This window comes from Bradyrhizobium sp. C-145 (genome assembly GCF_023375135.1).
Classification (GTDB): Bacteria; Pseudomonadota; Alphaproteobacteria; order Rhizobiales; family Xanthobacteraceae; genus Bradyrhizobium; species Bradyrhizobium zhanjiangense.
Map to the genome: position 1 here is coordinate 1 of NZ_CP088150.1, position 20394 is coordinate 20394.

General features: G+C 63.6%; 17 protein-coding genes. 11 read left to right on the plus strand and 6 right to left on the minus strand.

Translation table 11 applies throughout. The annotated features are described in order from the left end of the window. Positions 1–230: 230 nt before the first annotated feature. The 7 genes from hemJ to LRP30_RS00035 all read left to right on the plus strand — a co-directional run bounded on the left by hemJ (position 231) and on the right by LRP30_RS00035 (position 8938). Positions 231–653 carry a protoporphyrinogen oxidase HemJ gene (gene hemJ / locus LRP30_RS00005; RefSeq protein WP_091882604.1) on the plus strand — a complete coding sequence of 141 codons (423 nt, stop codon included), beginning with the start codon at positions 231–233 and terminating at the stop codon, positions 651–653. Between the two features lie 253 nt (positions 654–906). Next, complete coding sequence (gene rho / locus LRP30_RS00010; RefSeq protein WP_128930505.1) at positions 907–2172, plus strand: transcription termination factor Rho; 1266 nt, start codon at positions 907–909, stop codon at positions 2170–2172. 316 nt (positions 2173–2488) lie between these two features. Next, the gene (gene mnmE, locus LRP30_RS00015) at positions 2489–3844 is read left to right on the plus strand and encodes a tRNA uridine-5-carboxymethylaminomethyl(34) synthesis GTPase MnmE (protein WP_249758953.1); all 1356 of its coding nucleotides are present in this window, start codon (positions 2489–2491) and stop codon (positions 3842–3844) included. A gap of 496 nt (positions 3845–4340) precedes the next feature. Continuing rightward, positions 4341–6221 carry a tRNA uridine-5-carboxymethylaminomethyl(34) synthesis enzyme MnmG gene (mnmG, locus tag LRP30_RS00020; RefSeq protein WP_249758954.1) on the plus strand — a complete coding sequence of 627 codons (1881 nt, stop codon included), beginning with the start codon at positions 4341–4343 and terminating at the stop codon, positions 6219–6221. Between the two features lie 9 nt (positions 6222–6230). Further along, the gene (gene rsmG / locus LRP30_RS00025) at positions 6231–7004 is read left to right on the plus strand and encodes a 16S rRNA (guanine(527)-N(7))-methyltransferase RsmG (RefSeq protein ID WP_249758955.1); all 774 of its coding nucleotides are present in this window, start codon (positions 6231–6233) and stop codon (positions 7002–7004) included. 33 nt (positions 7005–7037) lie between these two features. Then, a complete protein-coding gene (locus LRP30_RS00030) occupies positions 7038–7916 on the plus strand; it encodes a ParA family protein (RefSeq protein ID WP_128944563.1) in 879 nt (292 codons plus the stop codon). Between the two features lie 137 nt (positions 7917–8053). Next, positions 8054–8938, plus strand: coding sequence for a ParB/RepB/Spo0J family partition protein (locus tag LRP30_RS00035; RefSeq protein WP_164934844.1), 885 nt, complete (start codon positions 8054–8056; stop codon positions 8936–8938). Between the two features lie 344 nt (positions 8939–9282). Here LRP30_RS00035 and holA read toward each other — a convergent pair whose 3' ends face one another. The 3 genes from holA to leuS all read right to left on the minus strand — a co-directional run bounded on the left by holA (position 9283) and on the right by leuS (position 13608). Then, a complete protein-coding gene (holA, locus tag LRP30_RS00040; protein WP_128930511.1) occupies positions 9283–10311 on the minus strand; it encodes a DNA polymerase III subunit delta in 1029 nt (342 codons plus the stop codon). Between the two features lie 134 nt (positions 10312–10445). Next, entirely contained in the window at positions 10446–10997 is a 552-nt protein-coding gene (gene lptE / locus LRP30_RS00045) for an LPS assembly lipoprotein LptE (RefSeq protein WP_128930512.1), read from the minus strand. Next, positions 10984–13608: a leucine--tRNA ligase gene (gene leuS, locus LRP30_RS00050; protein ID WP_249758956.1), complete on the minus strand. Its 2625-nt coding sequence runs from the start codon at positions 13606–13608 to the stop codon at positions 10984–10986. The genes lptE and leuS overlap by 14 nt, the downstream gene beginning before the upstream one ends. Positions 13609–13802: 194 nt before the next feature. Between leuS and LRP30_RS00055 the strand changes: the two genes are divergently transcribed. Further along, positions 13803–14849, plus strand: coding sequence for a GGDEF domain-containing protein (locus LRP30_RS00055; RefSeq protein WP_206734804.1), 1047 nt, complete (start codon positions 13803–13805; stop codon positions 14847–14849). 99 nt (positions 14850–14948) lie between these two features. On the opposite strand, the gene LRP30_RS00060 is transcribed toward LRP30_RS00055, so the two are convergent. Continuing rightward, positions 14949–16652 carry a diguanylate cyclase gene (locus LRP30_RS00060; protein ID WP_249758957.1) on the minus strand — a complete coding sequence of 568 codons (1704 nt, stop codon included), beginning with the start codon at positions 16650–16652 and terminating at the stop codon, positions 14949–14951. Between the two features lie 108 nt (positions 16653–16760). Here LRP30_RS00060 and LRP30_RS00065 point away from each other — a divergent pair, with 108 nt between their 5' ends. Further along, positions 16761–17450, plus strand: coding sequence for a YggS family pyridoxal phosphate-dependent enzyme (locus tag LRP30_RS00065; RefSeq protein WP_249758958.1), 690 nt, complete (start codon positions 16761–16763; stop codon positions 17448–17450). A gap of 144 nt (positions 17451–17594) precedes the next feature. Here the strand turns inward: LRP30_RS00065 and LRP30_RS00070 are convergent, their stop codons facing one another. Continuing rightward, on the minus strand, positions 17595–18380 hold the full coding sequence (locus LRP30_RS00070) for a fumarylacetoacetate hydrolase family protein (protein ID WP_249758959.1): 786 nt from the start codon (positions 18378–18380) through the stop codon (positions 17595–17597). Positions 18381–18386: 6 nt separating this feature from the next. Further along, positions 18387–18956, minus strand: coding sequence for a L,D-transpeptidase family protein (locus tag LRP30_RS00075; RefSeq protein WP_249758960.1), 570 nt, complete (start codon positions 18954–18956; stop codon positions 18387–18389). Between the two features lie 200 nt (positions 18957–19156). Here LRP30_RS00075 and LRP30_RS00080 point away from each other — a divergent pair, with 200 nt between their 5' ends. Together LRP30_RS00080 and LRP30_RS00085 are read left to right on the plus strand one after the other, a co-directional pair. Continuing rightward, a complete protein-coding gene (locus LRP30_RS00080) occupies positions 19157–19843 on the plus strand; it encodes a response regulator transcription factor (RefSeq protein WP_007598630.1) in 687 nt (228 codons plus the stop codon). A gap of 58 nt (positions 19844–19901) precedes the next feature. Further along, positions 19902–20345: a cyclic nucleotide-binding domain-containing protein gene (locus LRP30_RS00085; RefSeq protein WP_091882654.1), complete on the plus strand. Its 444-nt coding sequence runs from the start codon at positions 19902–19904 to the stop codon at positions 20343–20345. The last annotated feature ends 49 nt before the right edge of the window (positions 20346–20394 follow it).

Sequence of the window (20394 nt, forward strand, 5' to 3'; positions counted from 1 at the left end):
AATTGCGTGAGTCCAATCCACGGTCACAAAGACTCAAACCTTAAGATTCTAAAATTTTTAGGTTTAGAAGAGCCGAGCACGCGGATATGTGTGTGCGCCCAAATCTATGAATGAATTCTTACCGGACACCTTCCATCCACTGTTCGGTGAGCAGAAAGCGGTTTCGAGCAGAATGGATCCCGGTTCGCGTCGGCAAAGCGGGTCGAAAACAAGAATGGAAGGCTGCCGGCATGTATGAGTGGATCAAGGCGCTGCACGTGATCGCCGTCATCTCCTGGATGGCGGGCATGCTCTATCTGCCGCGGCTGTTCGTCTATCACTCCGAAGCCGAAATCGGCTCGAAGCAGTCCGAAACGTTCAAGGTCATGGAACGCCGGCTGCTCAAGGCGATCATCAATCCCGCCATGATGGTCACCTGGCTCGCCGGGCTCTATCTGGCCTGGTCCGGCCATTGGTTCAGCTCCGGCTGGCTGCACGTAAAACTGGCACTGGTCCTGGCAATGTCCGCGGTCCACGGCTTTTTTTCCCGCTGGCTGAAGGATTTCGCCGCCGATCGGCGCCCGCGGACCCAGAAATTCTATCGAATTATCAATGAGGTGCCGACCGTCCTGATGATTTTCATCGTGATCATGGTGATCGTGAAGCCGTTCTAGGCAAGGCGCGCGACGAATCGCTCAGCGCTTCGGCTTGCGGAGCAGGAAGCGATTTTCTATATTATCGATATCCCACCCAACGCAGGCGGATGTGGTTGTGTCCGAGCTTTCCAGAGGCCGGACACCGCATCAGGTTTGAAGCCTCATCGGCACTCTCCTTGCCAGACCTGCGGACCTTACCTGCACTGCTCGCGTCCGCATTTCAGAGCCACCTCGCACCCCCCTTCCAAGGTTACCCCACAGGACCACCCCAATGCGGGAAATTAAACTCCAGGACCTCAAGTCGAAGACCCCGGCCGAGCTGGTCTCGTTCGCGGAAGAGAACGGGGTCGAGAATGCCAGCACCATGCGCAAGCAGGAGCTGCTGTTCGCCATCCTCAAGCAGCTCTCGCTGGCCGAGACCGACATCGTCGGCGAGGGCGTCGTCGAGGTGCTCTCCGACGGCTTCGGTTTTCTGCGCTCGCCTGATGCGAATTATCTGCCCGGCCCGGACGACATCTACGTGTCGCCCTCGCAGATCCGCCGGTTCGGCCTGCGCACCGGCGACACCATCGAGGGCCATATTCGCAGCCCGAAAGAGGGCGAGCGCTATTTCGCGCTGCTGAAGGTCAACACGCTCAATTTCGAGGACCCGGAAAAGGCCAAGCACAAGGTCAATTTCGACAACCTCACGCCGCTGTTTCCGAATCAGCGCTTCCGCATGGAGATCGACGATCCTACGCGCAAGGATCTCTCTGCACGCGTGATCGACATCGTCGCTCCCATCGGCAAGGGCCAGCGCGCGCTGATCGTCGCGCCGCCGCGCACCGGTAAAACCGTGCTGATGCAGAATATCGCGCACTCGATCACCGCGAATCACCCGGACTGCTATCTGATCGTGCTCTTGATCGACGAGCGTCCGGAAGAAGTCACGGACATGCAGCGTTCGGTGAAGGGCGAGGTGGTGTCCTCCACCTTCGACGAGCCGGCGGTGCGCCACGTTCAGGTCGCAGAGATGGTGATCGAGAAGGCCAAGCGCCTGGTCGAGCATGGCCGCGACGTCGTGATCCTGCTCGATTCGATCACCCGCCTGGGGCGCGCCTACAACACCGTGGTGCCGTCATCCGGCAAGGTGCTGACCGGCGGTGTCGATGCCAACGCGCTGCAGCGTCCGAAGCGCTTCTTCGGTGCCGCCCGTAACATCGAGGAGGGCGGCTCGCTGACCATTATCGCGACCGCGCTGGTCGATACCGGCAGCCGCATGGACGAAGTCATCTTCGAAGAGTTCAAGGGCACCGGTAACTCGGAGTTGATCCTGGACCGCAAGGTCTCGGACAAGCGCACCTTCCCGGCAATCGACATCTCGCGCTCCGGCACCCGCAAGGAGGAGCTCATCACCGATCCGCAGGTGCTCAAGAAAATGTACGTGCTCCGCCGTATCCTCAACCCGATGGGCACCATGGATGCGATCGACTTCCTGCTCGACAAGCTGCGCTCGACCAAGAGCAATTCGGAGTTCTTCGACTCGATGAACACCTGAGTGCAGTGCAGCGAAAAGTTGGAGGGCGCCTTCGGGCGCCCTTTTTCATTGTGCAGCTTTCCTGCGGCGAATTGCAGCAGATTGGCGGCCTCTCGCTCGACCCCGATTTTCGGTTAAGCCTTTGACAGAAATACAGTAAGATTGAATTTGTTTGAGCCTGCTGGGCTTGAGCGGCTGGATCCTGCAGCAAAATTGCCGCAGCTTTATTGCATTGCAATATCAGCCTTTGTTGCGGGACTTGGCGCAGCAAAACTAGGCCACCTGGCGTTCGAAAATGGTGGATTTGCCTTTTCTCCCGCAGCCGGACAAATAGGCCATGCATCCGCAAGACCAGACCATCTTTGCGCTGTCGTCCGGCCGTCCGCCGAGCGCGATTGCGATGGTGCGCGTCTCCGGGCCGCAGGCCGGCGTGGTGTTGACGACGCTGACGGGTACGCTGCCTGCGCCGCGGCAGGCCAGCCGCCGATTGCTCCGTGACGGTATGGGCCAACCGATCGACGACGCAGTCGTGCTCTGGTTTCCGGGACCGGCAAGCGCGACCGGCGAGGACGTCGCCGAATTCCACGTCCATGGCGGACGTGCGGTGCTCTCGGCGCTTCTCGCATCTATTTCTGATATACCGAATACGCGGGCGGCCGAGCCTGGTGAGTTCACGCGGCGCGCGTTCGAGAACGGCAAGCTCGACCTCACCGAGGCCGAGGGCCTCGACGATCTCATCCACGCCGACACCGACCGCCAGCGGCGTCAGGCGCTGCGCCAGTTGCAAGGCCTGCTCGGCCATCGCGCGCGCGATTGGCGTGAGCGCATCATCGAGGCTTCTGCCCTGATCGAAGCCGGCATCGATTTCTCGGACGAGGGCGATGTGCCTGCCGAGCTCCTGGCGCCGGCCATCAAGGCGATCCGAGCGCTGCATGGTGAAATTGCAGAAGTCCTTGCGGCACAGGGACAAGCTGAACGTCTGCGCGATGGCCTGGTGGTTGCGATCGCAGGCGAGCCGAATGTCGGCAAGTCGACGCTGATGAATCAGCTCGCCCGCCGCGAGGTCGCGATCGTCTCGCCGCATGCCGGCACCACACGCGATGTGATCGAGGTACAGCTCGATCTCGATGGCTACCCGGTGACGGTGATCGACACCGCCGGTATTCGCGAAACCGATGATCCAGTGGAGCAGGAGGGCGTGCGCCGGGCGCAGGCCAGGGCCGAAGACGCAGATCTCGTGCTGTGGTTGGTGGAGGGATCGCAGGCCATCGATCCCGACGCGACGCGGTCGCTGTGGAAGGCCGGCGAAGGCGATCGGACCGGTGGCTCGATCTGGATCGTGCGCAACAAGATCGATCTCGGTGGGGTGGGGGAAGCCGGGCGGCGCAGCGAGTTCGATATCTCGGCGAGCCGGGGCGATGGCATTCCTCAGCTGGTCGACGCGATGGTGACATTTGCCTCTGAATTCTTCGGAACCAGCGAGGGCGCATTGGTGACCCGGGCGCGCCAACGCGACCTGTTGCGCCAAGCGGTAGACAGCTTGCGCCGGAGCTTGGAGCTTGTAGAAGAGGGCGAAGAACTTGCCGCGGAGGAACTACGTGCCGCCGCCTATGCCCTGGGTCGGCTGCTGGGCCGGGTGGATGTCGAAGACGTCCTTGGGGCCATCTTCCAAAAATTCTGCATCGGAAAGTAGCGCTAGTTCTTCATTGTAGGATTAGCGCTTGTTCCATTTCTTGCGCCGGGAAGGGGTCAGGTGGATAGGCTTACGAGTTCCGGTTTGTTTCACGTGAAACAGAAAACAGCGACGGTCGGAATCGAAACCTGGCGCTCAATCTCGTCATTGCGAGGAGCCTTTGCGACGAAGCAATCCAGTCTGCCTCCCGAGAGAAGATGCCGGATTGCTTCGCTGCGCTCGCAATGACGGGCGGGGGCGTCGATCTCGCTCAATGCTGAAATACCTGGGCATCGAAACATGGCGGGCTTCGCTGTTCTACCTCCCATCGAACGGTTGTTGTTTCACGTGAAACAACCGTCCCGTTTCAACCCCTCTTTCAACGCTCTTTCTACTGTGCATGGGGTTGTTTTTTACGAAATCGCTTTTCGCCCTGGTATCGTTTCACGTGAAACGTCCACGCCCTCACCCAGTTTTCCGCTTCCGGCTTTTCCGCCTCTGAGCTAGAAGTCCGCTCATGCGAACAGAGCGAGAGAGTTTCGACGTCATCGTCATCGGTGGTGGTCACGCCGGCTGTGAAGCCGCGGCTGCTGCTGCGCGGATGGGTGCAGCGACCGCCCTGGTGACGCACCGTTTCTCCACTGTCGGCGCCATGTCCTGCAACCCCGCCATTGGCGGTCTCGGCAAAGGCCATCTGGTCCGCGAAGTCGATGCTCTCGATGGTCTGATGGGCCGCGTCGGCGACGCCGGCGGCATTCAATTTCGCGTCCTCAATCGCCGCAAGGGTCCCGCTGTTCGTGGTCCTCGCGCTCAGGCCGACCGGAAGCTCTATGCGGCCGCGATGCAGGCCGCGATCAGGGAAACCGAGGGTCTTTCCTTCATCGAGGGTGAGGCTGACGAACTGATCGTGGTGGAAGACCGGGTCACCGGTCTGCGCCTAGCTGATGGCCGGGAGCTTCGGGCAGGGGCGATTGTCGTCACCACCGGCACCTTTCTGCGCGGCCTGATCCATCTCGGTGAGAAGAATTGGCCCGCCGGTCGTGTGGGGGAGGCGCCGGCGATGGGGCTGTCCAGCTCCTTTGAGCGCGCCGGCTTTACCCTCGGGCGGCTGAAGACGGGGACTCCGCCCCGTCTGGACGGCACCACGATCGATTGGTCGGCGGTCGAAATGCAGCCCGGAGACGAACCACCGGAGCCGTTCTCGGTGATGACGGAGCGGATTACAACCCCGCAGATCCAATGCGGGATCACCCGGACCACCTCGGCGACCCATGAGGTGATCCGCGCCAATGTCCATCGCTCCCCGATGTATTCCGGTCAGATCAAGAGCTCCGGTCCGCGCTATTGTCCGTCGATCGAGGACAAGATCGTCCGCTTCGGCGACCGCGATGGCCATCAGATCTTCCTGGAGCCGGAAGGGCTCGACGACACGACCGTCTATCCCAACGGCATCTCGACCTCGCTTCCCGAAGAGGTCCAGCTCGCGATCCTCGCCAGCATTCCGGGCCTGGAACGGGTGAAGATGGTCCGTCCGGGCTATGCCATCGAATACGACCACATCGATCCCCGTGAACTCGATCCAACCCTCCAGACCAAGCGTCTGCGCGGTCTGTTCCTGGCCGGGCAGATCAATGGCACCACCGGATACGAGGAGGCTGCCGGGCAGGGCATCGTGGCCGGCCTCAACGCTGCGCTCTCCGCCAGCGGCGCCGCGCTGACCGTGTTCGACCGGGCGGATGGCTATCTCGGTGTGATGATCGATGACCTCGTCACCCGCGGGATCAGCGAGCCCTATCGGATGTTCACCTCCCGGGCCGAATACCGGCTGACGCTGCGGGCCGACAACGCGGATCAGCGTCTGACCGAGAAGGGCATCGCCTTGGGGTGTGTCGGCAGTGCCCGCGCGCAGCACCATCGCGCCAAGATGGATGCCCTGAACGCAGCTCGGACGCTCTCGAAGTCTCTCGCGATCACCCCGAACGAGGCGATCAAGCACGGCCTGTCCCTGAACCGCGATGGCCAGCGCCGGTCCGCCTTCGAGCTGATGGCGTATCCAGATATTGGCTGGAGTCAGGTCCGCGCGATCTGGCCGGAGCTGTCGGCGATCGACCCCGTCATCGCCACCCATCTTGAGATCGACGCCAAATACGACGTCTACCTGGAGCGCCAGAGCGCCGATGTCGAAGCCTTCCGACGCGACGAGGGGATGGTGCTGGCTGAGGTCGACTACCAGCGGGTGCCTGGTCTCTCCAATGAGGTGCGGGCCAAGCTGGAAAAGGCCCGGCCGTTCACGGTCGGCCAGGCCGGCCGGATCGATGGGATGACGCCGGCGGCGCTCGGCATTCTCGCTGCCTATCTGCGGCGCGAGGCCCGGAAGATCTCAAAGGCGATCGCATAGGCGTTTCACGTGAAACATCGCGGGCCGGGAGGCGGCAGATCGTCATCAAGAAAATCCGCGGCGGGTGAGGGCGCCGGCGGTCGACCCGAGCCGAGGCCGACCAGACCGAAGATCGACAAGGCCAGCGCCACCGATCAATCACTGGACGCGGTCATCGCTGCCGACAAGATCGCGGCGCTCAAGCTCGCGCCCGTTTCACATGAAGCGGAAGACCGGCTCGATCGCTACATCGCCTTGCTCCGGGAGTGGCAGGCCAAGACCAACCTCATCGCGCCCTCGACGCTGCCGCACGTTTGGACCCGGCACATCGCCGACTCGCTTCAGCTTGTGGATCTCGCACCGGCGGCAAAACGCTGGGCCGATCTCGGCAGCGGCGGTGGCTTCCCGGGCGTCGTGCTCGCCTGCGCCATGGCCGGGACGCCGGATGCCCGCGTCCATCTCGTCGAGCGAATCGCCAAGAAGGCCGCATTCCTGCGCGAGGCGATTCGCGTCACCACATCTCCAGGGCTCGTACATCTCGCTGAGATCGGGGATAATGTGGATAGAATCACCGGCCCCGTCGATTGCGTCACCGCGCGCGCGTTGGCTCCGCTACATCAACTTATCGGCTTTGCGGAGCCGCTGATGCGCCAGGGCGCAAAAGCGTTGTTTCTCAAGGGTCAAGATGTAGAGGCTGAATTGACCGAAGCCGCTAAATATTGGAATATTCAGCCTCAGCTCCATCCAAGCCGCACCGGTGACGGGTGGATCGTGGAACTGACGTCCGTCGAACGGCGCGGGTGAGGCGGTTCAGGGGCCTGAGTGGGGGAATTTGCGATGAGCGTGATTGACGAGCCGCAGCAAGAACAGAGCGCCCAAGAGACCAATGAGGTGACCAATGAGGTGCCGCCTGGCCACCCCCGCATCCTGGCGCTGGCGAATCAGAAGGGCGGCGTGGGAAAAACAACCACAGCGATCAATCTCGGCACGGCGCTCGCCGCGATCGGCGAACGCGTCCTGATCGTCGATCTCGACCCCCAGGGCAACGCCTCGACCGGCCTCGGCATCGATCGCCGCAGCCGTTCGTGCTCCACGTATGACGTGCTGGTCGGCGAAGCCGCCTTGCGCGAGGCGGTGGTCTCGACCGCCGTGCCGCGGCTGCACATCGCGCCCTCGACCATGGACCTCTCCGGCCTCGAGCTCGAGCTCGGCACCACGCCCGGCCGCGCCTTCAAGCTGCGCGACGCCATCGGCGCGCTCAACAACAATGTCTCGCCGGACGCCGACTACACCTATGTGCTGATCGACTGCCCGCCCTCGCTCAACCTGCTCACGGTGAACGCGATGGCGGCGTCCGATGCGATCCTGGTGCCGTTGCAATGCGAGTTCTTCGCGCTCGAAGGTCTGTCGCAATTGCTGCAGACGGTCGAGCAGGTGCGCTCGACGCTCAACCCCAACCTGTCGATCCACGGCATCGTGCTGACCATGTTCGACTCGCGCAACAACCTCTCGAACCAGGTCGTTGCCGACGTCCGCCAGTTCATGGGCGAGAAAGTCTACAAGACCATGATCCCGCGCAACGTGCGCATCTCGGAAGCGCCGTCCTACGGCAAGCCGGTGCTGGTCTACGATCTCAAATGCGTCGGCAGCGAAGCGTATTTGCGGCTCGCCACCGAAGTGATCCAGCGCGAGCGCGAGCTGCGCATGACGCATTGACGCTGCCGTAGGGTGGGCAAAGGCGTCTTCGCCGTGCCCACCACCTTCCGTACACACCGCGTGGGCATGCTTCGCTTTGCCCGCCCTACGAGAATTCAGTTCTGGAGTGCTGCACCGTGAATCCAAGGGAGCTGGCGATGGCCGACGAAGCGCGTTCGCGACTGGGCCGAGGTCTTGCGAGTCTGATCGGTGATGTCGGCGGCGAGGCTCAGCATGTCGATCGTCCGCGCGCGCAGCGCAAGGTGCCGATCGAATTCATCAAGGCCAATCCGCGCAATCCGCGCCGTACCTTTTCGGAGGCCGAGCTCAAGGAGCTCTCCGACTCCATCAAGCAGCACGGCGTGATCCAGCCGATCGTGGTGCGACCGGTGAAGGGCACACAGGACCGCTACGAGATCATCGCCGGCGAACGGCGCTGGCGCGCTTCGCAAATGGCCGGCCTGCACGAAGTGCCGATCGTGCCGGTCGACATCAGCGATAGCGATGCGCTGGAGTTCGCGATCGTCGAGAACGTGCAGCGCGAAGACCTCAACCCGATGGAAGAGGCGCAGGGCTATCACGCGCTCGCCAACGAGTTCAAACGCAGCCAGGATGACATCGCAAGAGTCGTCGGCAAGAGCCGCAGCCACGTCGCCAACATGATGCGGCTGACGAAGCTCCCGGCCGAGGTGCAGGCCTTCATCGCGACCGGCGAGCTGACGGCCGGCCATGCCCGCGCGCTGATCGGCGTGCCCGATCCGCTCGCAGCCGCCAAGCGCATCGTCGAGGAGGGCCTCAATGTTCGTCAGGCCGAGGCGTTGGCGCATGAAGAGGGCGTGCCGGAGCGCAAGCCGCAGAAGGCGCGCGCTGGCGCGAAGGAAAAGGACCCCGATACGATCGATCTCGAAAAGCGCGTCAGCGACGCGCTCGGGCTCAAGGTCACCGTCAATCACCGTGATCCCGGCGGCTCCGTGCAGATCAACTATCGCAACCTCGATCAGCTCGACGAGGTGATGAAGCGGCTGGCGAAGGGCGGGATTTGATCGCGGCCGCGACCTGCTCCGGCATTGTGAGCCGGGCAATTGGCTGTACCCTCGGGTCGTCCTAGCGAAAGCCAGGACCCATACCGCGTGATCTATCGATCGTGGAAGGTCGCAGTACCGGATCACATCTTCGCCAAACGTCTCGCTGCAGCATTGAGTCCTGGCTTTCGCCAGGACGACAGTTGCGTGTGTGGCGCGCGTCTACATCAATCACGTCATTGCGAGCGAAGCGAAGCAATCCAGAATCTTTCCGCGGAAGGATTCTGGATTGCTTCGTCGCAAGTGCTCCTCGCAATGACGGTGCTGAGAGAGCTGCGCTCGCAATGACGTGGTGAGCGCCGCGCTTACCCCCGCCGCTTCGCATTCGCGGCGATCGCCATCAGCGTGCGCTGGGCGATGGCGGCGGCGAGGGTGGATTGCTTGCGGGTCTCGAGCGCGGCTGTCGCGAGCTGCTCGATGATGGCGGCAAGCCGGACCGGGCTGAAATTGCGCAGCGCCGTTTCGACTGCGGGCTTTCGCGAGAAGTGCAGCCGTGGAAAGCCGCCGTCGAGCACGGCAGAGGCCGGCGTGCCGTCGGCAATCGCGAGCGCCGATTTGTGCAGCCACGCGGCCTGACGCTGCGCGGCGGAGATGATCACGCCGGGATAGGTGCCGGCGATCATGGCCTTGGCGAATTCGGTCTCGACGATGTCGGGTCGGCCGGCGAAGGCGCCGTCGACGATGGGATCGAGCTTCAGCTCGGAGGCATCAGCGACCACGGACATCACGTCGTCCAGCGTGATCTCGCCTTTGCCATGGGCATAGAGCGTGAGCTTGCGCAGCTCGTTGCGCGAGGCCTGGCGGTCGCCGCCGAGGAACGACATCAGCGCCGCGCGGGCATCCTGCGCGATGCGCAAATTGGCGGTGCGGAGCTCGTCCTCCATCAGCTTGGCGAGGTCGCGCTCGGTGTCGGGGTAGCAGCCGATCGCGACCGCCGTCTTGGCGCGCTCACAGGCTTTGCGCAGCGGCGATTCCGGGCGCAGCTCGCCGGCCTCGATCACGATGCGGCAATCTTTCACGCTCATCTCGGCCAGGGTGTCGATGCCGCTGGCAAAGCTGCGCGAGCCGGCGCGGACGCGGATGGCGCGGCGGCCGCCGAACAGCGGCACGGTCATGGCCTCGTCAACGAGGCGCGACGGCTCGGCGGAGAGCTCGTCGCCATCGAGCTTGACCAGTGAGAATGGATCGTTGGGATCGTCGACGGCGGATGCGATCAGCGCATCGGCGCGCTCGCGCACGAGGCCCGCGTCAGGACCGTAGAGCAGGATGATCGGACGGCCCGCATCGGGGCGGGCGAGGAAGGCATCGATCTCTTTTCCGCGCAGCGCGACCATGCCGCCTCAAAACTCGTCATTCCGGGGGGCCCGAAGGGCGAACTACGGCGCGCAATTGCGCGCCTGAGAATCTCGATCCACAATCTCTGGATTCCGGATTCTCGCTTCGCGAGCCCCGGAATGACTGGAATGAATCAGGTGCCCGCGGTGAAGAACGAGGCGAGCCGGGTCGTGATGTTCTCGGCGATCTCGTTGGCGGCACGATCCTCGGCGTCGCGATAGGCCCGGTTACGGGCAAAGCGCTGGTACGAGCCGGGCATGTCGTAAGACACACGCGAGAAGGTGGTGCCGGTCATCACCGATTTGCCGCTGACGACCTCGATCAGATTGTACTGGGCGTCGATGCCGTAATTCTCGCTGGTCGGCAGTCCGGTCGCGGCGCTGACGATCAGCGAGGAGCGGGTAGATGTGAAGCGGATCTCCAGGCGGTGCGTCGGTGGCATGCCTGTCGCCGTGCCGTAGAGCTTGAAGGCCAGGGCATTGCGGACCTCGACGCCAACGCGCGCCTCGCGCGACGCGTTCGGCTTGGCGATCGGCGGCAGCTCGACCCCCATCAGCTTCTCGCGCAGGCCGGGAGTGCCGTCGTTACGCTCGGCATACATCGGCTGGAAGCAGCCGGCCGTCAGCGCCGCCAGGGCGGCGACCGCCAGCAAGCGGGCTGCGATGCGGATCCTAGCCGACAACATTCACGATCCTCTTGGGGACGATGATCACCTTGCGAACGGGCTTGCCGTCCAGGGCCAGCTTTACCGCATCGAGGGCCAAAACGGCAGCCTCGATTTCCGGATTCTGGGCCACTGTTGCAACCGTGACCTCACCCCGCTTCTTGCCATTGACCTGGACCACCAGGGTCACGCTGTCTTCAACCAGCAAATCGCGTTCGATTTGGGGCCAATTGGCCTCCGAAACCAGCCCGCTCTGGCCCAAAGCCTGCCAGCACTCTTCGGCCAGATGCGGCATCATCGGGGAGAACAGCTGGACCAGGATCTGGCCGGCCTCCCGGATCGCCCAGGCCAGGTCCGCGGCAGGCTGGCCGGGGCGCTGGAGCATCTCGGACAGGGCATTGGCAAATTCGCGGATATGGGCGAGGCAGACGTTGAAGTGCAGCCGCTCGATGCCGGTCGTGACCTTGTCCAGGGCGCCATGGGCGGCCTTGCGCAAGGCGGTCGCATCCGTCCCGAACGAAGCTGGCCGGGCCGCCGGCGCGTCCTTGCCGAGTTCCTTCGCATCGTTCACCAGCCGCCATAGCCGCTGCACGAAGCGCGATGCGCCCTGGACGCGCTCGTCGCTCCAGATCACGTCGCGGTCGGGCGGGGAGTCCGACAGCATGAACCAGCGCGCGACGTCGGCGCCGTAGGTCTCGATGATGTCGTCGGGATCGACCGTGTTCTTCTTCGACTTCGACATCTTCTCGATCGGGCCGATCTGGATGTCTTCGCCGGTCGCGAGCAGCGTGGCGCGGCGACCATTGCCGCCGACCTCGACCTTGACCTCGGCCGGCTGCACATAGGTGCCGTCGGCCTTCTGGTAGGTCTCGTGCACCACCATGCCCTGGGTGAACTGACCGGCGAACGGCTCGTCCAGCGCAATGTGCCCGGTCGCCTTCATCGCGCGGGTGAAGAAGCGCGCGTAGAGCAAATGCAGGATCGCATGCTCGACACCGCCAATATACCAATCGACCGGCATCAGCCGATCGACCACCGACCGCGTGGTCGGCGCCTTCTCGTTCCAGGGATCGGTGAAGCGCGCAAAGTACCAGGACGAATCCACGAAGGTGTCCATGGTGTCGGTCTCACGCTGCGCCTTGCCGCCGCATTTCGGGCAGGTGACGTGCTTCCAGGTCGGGTGATGATCGAGCGCGTTGCCGGGCTTGTCGAAGGTCGCATCCTCCGGCAGCGTCACCGGCAAATCGGCATCCGGCACCGGCACCACATCGCATTTCGGGCAATGGATGACGGGAATCGGGCAGCCCCAATAGCGCTGGCGCGAAATGCCCCAGTCGCGCAGGCGGAAATTGACCTGCCGCTCGCCGACCGCCGCATTGCCGCGCAGCTCGCCTTCCAGCCGCTTCGCCACCTCTTCCTTGGCTTGATCAATCGTCATGCCGTCAAGGAAGCGCGAATTGATGATGCGGCCGTCACCGTCATAGGCGGTGTCGGTGATGACGAATGTCTTCGGATCCTGGCCCTCGGGGCACACCACCGGCGTGTTGCCGAGATTGTACTTGTTGACGAAGTCGAGGTCGCGCTGGTCGTGCGCCGGGCAGCCGAAGATCGCGCCGGTGCCATATTCCATCAGCACGAAATTTGCGACATAGACCGGCAGCTTCCAGGAGGGATCGAACGGGTGCACCGCGCGGATGCCGGTGTCAAAGCCCTGCTTCTCCGCGGTGTCGATGACCTCCTGCGCGGTGCCGATCTTCTTGATCTCGGTGATGAACTGCGCAAGCTCAGGGTTCTTGGCGGCGGCCGCCTGCGCCAAGGGATGATCCGCCGAGATCGCCATGAACTTCGCGCCGAACAGCGTGTCCGGGCGCGTCGTGAAAATCTTCAGCTCGTTCTCGCCGGCCGGCGTCGTCGCCGCATCCAGCGCGAAGCGGATCAACAGGCCTTCGGAGCGGCCGATCCAGTTGCGCTGCATCAGCCGCACCTTATCGGGCCAGCGGTCGAGCCCATCCAGCGCGGACAGCAGCTCCTGCGAGTATTTCGTGATCTTGAAGACCCACTGATTCATCTCGCGCTGCTCGACGACAGCGCCGGAACGCCAGCCGCGGCCGTCGATCACCTGCTCGTTGGCGAGCACGGTCATGTCGACGGGGTCCCAGTTCACCTTGCGCTTCTCGCGCTCGGCGAGGCCTGCGCGCAGGAAGTCCAGGAACATCTTCTGCTGGTGCTTGTAGTAGGAGGGATCGCAGGTCGCGATCTCTCTGGACCAGTCCAGCGACAGCCCGATCGAGCGGAGCTGCTTCTTCATCGCGGCGATGTTGTCGTAGGTCCAGGCTTTCGGCGCGACCTTGCGTTCGATCGCCGCGTTCTCGGCCGGCAGGCCGAAGGCGTCCCAGCCCATCGGATGCAGCACGTTGAACCCCTTGGCGCGCTTGAAGCGGGCCAGCACGTCGCCGAGCGTGTAATTGCGGACATGGCCGATATGGATGCGCCCGGACGGGTAGGGGAACATCTCGAGGACGTAGTATTTCGGCCGCGAATCGTCGTTTCGGGAGACGAAGATCGCCTGTTCGTCCCAGAGGCGTTGCCAGCGCGGTTCGGCGTCGCGGGCGTTGTAGCGTTCGGAGGTCATGGAATCGTTGGCTTTTCGTGGTTCGGCCGGCTTAAAGACGGCGGACTAGGCCATAGAAGTCCGCAAGGGGTCAATGGGTTGCCGCAATCTGGGGAACCTTCCGAACTGCTCCGCAAAAATACCGAGGCCGTCGTTGGGGTGTGATTAAGGGGTCGATGCGAAGTTGCGGCCGCCAAGGACCCCCGATACTTGCGATGGATTCCAGCTTCGACGATCCCGATTACGACTATGCCGCGTCCATTGCCGGACGGGCGCTGCGGAGCATGGCCGAGCAGCGGATTGCGCCGACCCCGGCCAATTTTGCCGTCTGGTTCCAATATCTCGCCGGCAGCCAAGACGATCTGCGCGACGCGATCGATCTCCTGATCGACCACAACCGTCCTTTCGACAGCAGAACCAATCAGGATCTGTTCGAGACCTACATCGCGCCGCAGGTCAGTGCCATCGTCGTCCGCACCTCCGAGCGGCTGCATGCCCTCATGGGTGCGGCAAAGGAGTTTCTGACGACGGCCATCGCCGACAACCATTCGCAGATGCAGGCGATCAGCGAGGTCGCGGACCAGGGCAAGGCCGGCGTCGATCCGAAGGCACTGGTCGCCCAGCTCATGAACGAGCTGGCCCGCGCCGCCACCCGCGCGACACGGCTCGAGGCAGGCTTTGCGGAAAAGACCCGCGAGCTCGACGTGATCCGTGATTCGCTGTCGAGGTCCGAGCAGCGCGCCCGGACCGATACGCTGACGGGGCTGGCGAATCGGCGGGCGCTCGACGAATTCCTGCGCAAGGCGCAGGCGACCGCGGAATGGGGCGAGCCGCTCAGCGTGCTCTTGCTCGACATCGACCACTTCAAGACCTTCAACGACAATTTCGGCCATGGCATCGGCGACCAGGTATTGCGCCTGATCGCCAAGGTGTTGCGCGAGAAGGTCCGCGAGCAGGATCTGCCGGCCCGCTATGGCGGCGAGGAGCTGATCGCGGTGCTGCCGGATGCCGACCTTGCCGCCTCTGCCGAGACCGCCGAGCGCATCAGGCGCGCGATCGCCGAATGCAGGATCACGCGTCGTTCGACAGGTGAGATCCTGCCCAATATCAGTGTGTCGATCGGTGTCGCGCAATACCGGACCGGCGAAGCGATCACCGATTTCATCGAGCGCTGTGACCGCGCGCTCTATCTCGCCAAGGGCGGTGGCCGCAATCGCGTGGTGACCGAGATCGAGCTCGAGCGCGCCGGAGCGGCGGGCTAGAGCATTATCGGTTCCGATTGAATCAGAACCGAAGCTCTAGATTCTTGTTTTGACGCGTTTTCTTCACGCGAACCGGTGTCCTCTTCGCTCGAAAACGCTCTAGCCGTTGGCCGCCATCATCATGTCAGTCGTGCCGGTCTCGATCGCCTGCACGCCGTGCTCGACGACGTTGTTGCGGCCGCGATGCTTGGCGGCATAGAGCGCGGCGTCGGCGGCTTCGATGAGATCACCGGGGCGCAGTGTCTCGTTTGGCTTCGTCGCAGCAACGCCGATCGAGACGGTGACGATCATATGCGCGGAGGTGATGTGCGGCAGGCAGAGTTTCAGCACGGCCGCGCGCACCAATTCGCCGATTTCGACAGCGCGGGGCACGTCGGTGTTCGGCAGCAGCAGGCAGAATTCCTCGCCGCCATAGCGTGCCGCAAAGCCCATCGTGTCGGCGGCAATGCCGGACAGTGATTCGCCGAGCCGGGTCAGGCAGGAATCGCCTTCGAGATGGCCATAGGTGTCGTTGAAGAGCTTGAAGTGGTCGACGTCGATCATCAGAAGCGCGAGCTCGCTGCCATATTGCTGCGCGCGCATCCATTCGAAATCGAGCCGGCTCTGGAAGCCGCGGCGGTTGGCGAGGCCGGACAGCATGTCGATCGAGGCCATCACCGTCAGGCGGTCGTTGCTGGCGATCAGCTCGCGCTCGCGCTGGCTCAATTGCGCGGCCATTGCGTTGAACGCGCGGGCCAGCGGCACGAACTCGGCGGGCAGGCGACTGCGCGCCGCCCGCGCCGACAGATCGCCTTCGCCGAGACGCTTGGCCATGTCGGCCAGCATCTCGATCGGCTTGATCACCAGTTTCTCGGCGGCGATCAGCGCGCCGAGCAGGACGAACACGACGACGAAGGCGAACTGGAGATAGGCGGTGCGGATGTCGCGGCTCACGGCCGCAGATACCTTGTCCTCGTCGATGCTGGCGATCAGGCGGGCATTGGTGCCGGCGATGCGGATATAGCTGACCGCGCGGCGGGAGCCGTCGGCAGCAAGAAAGGACAGCGAGCCTTCGTCCTGGTCCGACCGCAGTGCCCTGTCGGCGATCGCCGACATCAGCGGCATGTTGTCGAGGGGACGGCCGACCGCGCTGTGCTGGTCGGCGGGCGCGGCGAGCACGGTGCCGGCGCTGTCGATCAGCACTGCAGAAATGCCGGCGCGGCCGCCGAGATTGCTCATGACCTTCGACATCCAGTCGAGATTGACGGTGGCGAGCACGACGGCGTCCGGGACGCCGCTGAACGCGGACACCGGATAAACCGCCATGACAGTCGGCGTCGGCGCGGGCCGGGACATGATGAAGTCGCTCAACACGAAGCGGCCGGTTTGCTGTGCCCGCAGGAAGTAAGGCCGGTCACTGAGGTCGAGGCCGACATACATGTTGTTGGTGGCACATTGGATGCGTCCGTCCTGGCCGGCGATCAGAAGTGTGCGGATCCAGGGCAGGCTGGACGGCAGGCTCGCGCGCAGCACGTCGCAGCTCTTGCTGATGCCGCCGGCGGACGCCCGAATGAAAGCCTCCGATTTCAGGATGGTCTCGACCGACGAGATCACCTCGCGCTGCGCGTCGGCGCTGTGCCTTGCGACGGTGGTGAATTCGGCCGCGGCCTGCGCGATCTGGCGCGCGCGCGTGTCTTCGAGCGAACGGATGCGCTCGAGCATCAAGGGGGCCACCAGAATCACCGCGAGCAACGCCAGCCGCGCTCGGATACCGAGAACCTGCTTGAGTTTCGCTCGTTTGCGGTTGAGACTGACGCTTGCCATCTTCGCTACCCACCCCATGGGCCAAGGTAAAGCGAAGGGTTCAAAAACTCTTTCTTGAACTAGGTAAAATTGGACTTACCTCGGTTACGACCACAGCCAATCGACGTCATGACAGAAGCCAATGCCGCGCCGGTAACCGGCCATTCACCAAACGCGCTCGCCGCAGTCGAAGCCGAAATTGCACGCGCCTGCAAGGATGCGCAGCGTGATCGCGCCTCCGTGACGCTGATCGCAGTGTCCAAGACTTTCGCCGCGGATGCGGTTACCCCGGTCATCGCCGCCGGACAGCGCGTATTCGGCGAGAATCGGGTGCAGGAGGCCAAAGCCAAGTGGCCTGCGTTAACGTCTGTTTACTCCGACATCGCGCTGCATCTGATCGGCCCGCTGCAATCCAACAAGGCAAAAGAGGCGGTCGCGCTGTTCGATGCCATCCATTCGGTCGACCGTCCGAGCATTTGCCAAGCGTTAGCCAAGGAAATCGAATCCCAGAACAAGCATCCGCAGCTCTTCGTCCAGATCAACACCGGCGAGGAGCCGCAGAAGGCCGGCGTCGCGCCCGGCGAGGCCGATGCCTTCCTTGCGAGCTGCCGCGACACCTATGGGCTGACGATTTCCGGCCTGATGTGCATTCCGCCGGTCGACGAACCGCCGGCGGCGCACTTTGCTCTCACTGCCAAGATCGCGGAGCGCAATGGATTGAAGAACCTGTCTATGGGCATGAGCGCGGATTTTGCGACCGCGATCATGCTCGGCGCCACCCATGTGCGCGTGGGGAGCGCGATCTTCGGACACAGGTGAGAGCCGTTAGCGAGGAACGCACCCAGCAACCGTCATCGATTTCGTCACTGCGAGCGAAGCGAAGCAATCCAGAATCTTTCCGCGGAGGGATTCTGGATTGCTTCGTCGCAAGGGCGCCTCGCAATGACAGCGGAGCGTGTGCGCCTACACAAACCCCACCGACACCTTCCCCAACACGCCGAAATCCGCCGCAAAATGATCGCCGGCCTTAATCGGCAGCGGTGGATGGCATGTGCCTGTGGTCACCACCTCCCCTGCCCGCAAGGTGATGCCGAGGCCGCGGAGCTCGTTGGCGAGCCAGGCGAGGGCTGCGCGGGGATCGCCGAGCACGTTCTTGCCGTGGCCGATATAGCGCTGGCCGCGTAGCGTGATTTGTGGCTGCTCCTCGACGAGATCCAGCGCGCGCCAATCCGCAGTCGTCGGCGCGCCCAGCACGAACAGATGCGCACAGGCATTGTCGGCGATGAGCTGCGCCTCGCCGGCGCTGGCGAAATCGGTAAAGCGCGAATCGGGAATTTCGATTGCGGGATGGAAGGTGCCTACGGCGGCGAGGACCTCGTCGACAGTGTACGGCACCGCGCGCGGCGATAGATCGCGCCCCATGCGGAAGGCGAATTCCGGTTCGCCGACGCGCATCTCGTTGCCCAGCATCGACGCGGTGCCGCCATCGGCGATTACGGTGTCGCTCATGATGCGGCCGGCCAGCGGTCCCGTGACGTTGATGTGCTTCTGTCCGGACTCGCTCGTTGCCGCGATCTTCCAGCCGAATAATTTTCCGCTCGATTGCGTTTCGAGCGCGGCCTGGATGGCATAGCCATCAGCGCGGCTCTGCGGCCGCAACCGGGCATCCAGCGCGTCAAGCTTGGTGCCGTCGCGCCAATGCTTCACCAGAACCTGCGATGCGGCGGCGATCTGATCCTTGTCGAGCATCCGTCCTCACCCGATGATGATTTTTGTTCTTGGCCCCAGCCGTCGCAGCAATTGCAGCATCGCAGATTTCGTCATGGAGATGCAGCCTGCAGTCGGGCCGAAATTGTCGCGGGCGAGGTGCAAGAACACCGCGCTGCCGCGGCCGGCGATCCGCGGCCTGGTGTTGTGGTCGATCTCGATGATGAAATCGTAGAGGTGGTCGGCGCGCTTGAGCCGGTCGCCGCCCTGCCCCTCGCCGAGCCGGATACCCTGGTTGTAATGACGGTCTTTGGGATCCTCGCACCAGGCGTCTTCGCCGGTGATGATCCGGGCCGGCAAGAACGTCTGGGGGCGGCTGTGCCGGTCGCCCCGCCACCACAATCGCCTGGGACGGAAGCTGCCGCGCGGGGTACCGCCGTCGCCCTCGCGCTTGTTGGCGAGAATGCCGCCTCGCCCCAACGCCACCGGTATCGTCAGTGCTCCGGCCGTCAGCCAGCCCCGGCGCGGATTACCGGCAGCTGGCTTAACGCGGATCGCGGACAGCGGCCTGGCCCTTCGATTCTGGGTGTAACTAGCTGACGCAGCTTTGTTTTTCATGTGAACGTGCGATGTCGAATTCATTACAGGACATTCATCAAAACGCCCTGCTATTCTGGGTTAGAGTGGTTCTGGCTTGTGAATCGGTAACAGCCCACTACTTCAACACGAACAACAATAACAACGGCGACCCTAACTTTCCCTCGCGGCTGGGTGCGGCATCGATGCGCGCCGAGCCGGATCCAAAAGGATGACCCCCCATGGCCAATGCCCGCAAGATCCTGATCGTGGATGACGATACCGATCTGCGCGATACGTTGGTGGAGCAATTATCGCTGCACGAAGAATTCGAAGCGTCCGCCGTCGATACCGGCGCCAAGGGCGCGAGCGCCGCAAAGGCCAATGCTCCCGATCTCGTTCTGATGGATGTCGGCCTGCCCGACACCGACGGCCGCGAGGTGGTCCGCTCCCTGCGCAAGGGCGGCTTCAAGGCCCCGATCATCATGCTGACCGGCCACGACACCGATTCCGACACGATTTTGGGGCTGGAATCCGGCGCCAACGACTATGTGGCAAAGCCCTTCCGCTTCGCCGTGCTGCTCGCCCGCATCCGCGCTCAGCTCCGCCAGCACGAGGCCAGCGAGGACGCGGTGTTCTCGGTCGGCCCCTACTCCTTCCGCCCGGGTTCGAAGATGCTGACCGCGGCGAACGCGCGCAAGGTGCGCCTCACCGAGAAGGAGACCGCCATCCTCCGTTTCCTTTACCGGGCCGGCCAGATGCCGGTCTCGCGTGAGACCCTGCTCCAGGAGGTCTGGGGCTATAATTCCGGCGTCACCACCCACACACTGGAAACCCACATCTACCGCCTTCGCCAGAAGATCGAGAAGGACGCCGCCAACCCGGAAATCCTGGTCACGGAAGCCGGTGGCTACAAGCTGGTGCCGTGATACGCTTGAGGGGCCTGCGAATCGTTTGAGATCGCGTGCCTTTGAGCCTCGGACCTGAATGTCAATCGACGACGATGTAGCGCTTCTCGAGCGAGTCCCGACACTGCGCCTGTTGGGAGACGCATCGTTGCGCATGCTGGCGATCGGCTCCGAGCAGCGGAACTTCGTCCGCGGCGACGTCCTGTTCAATCTCGGCGATGAGGCCGATGCCGGCTTCGTGGTCCAGCGCGGCGCCTTCCGGGTCGAGGACGGCGCCGGCGCCGAAATGATCGCCAGTCCCGGCGCCCTGATCGGCGAGCTCGCGCTGGTAGTGCCGATGAAGCGGCCGTCGAGCGCGGTTGCGCTGGAGCACGCCTCCGTCATCCGCATCGCGCGCAGCCTGTTCCAGCGCGTGCTCGAAAGCGACCCCGCCGCCGCGGTTCGCCTCCGCGACGAATTCGCGGTCCGATCCAGCCAGATCGCCAGCGATATCCTGATGGCGGGCGCGAAGCTGACGAGCTGAAGTCGTCCTGGCGCAGGCCAGGACCCATTACCCCAAATGTTTGTGGCTT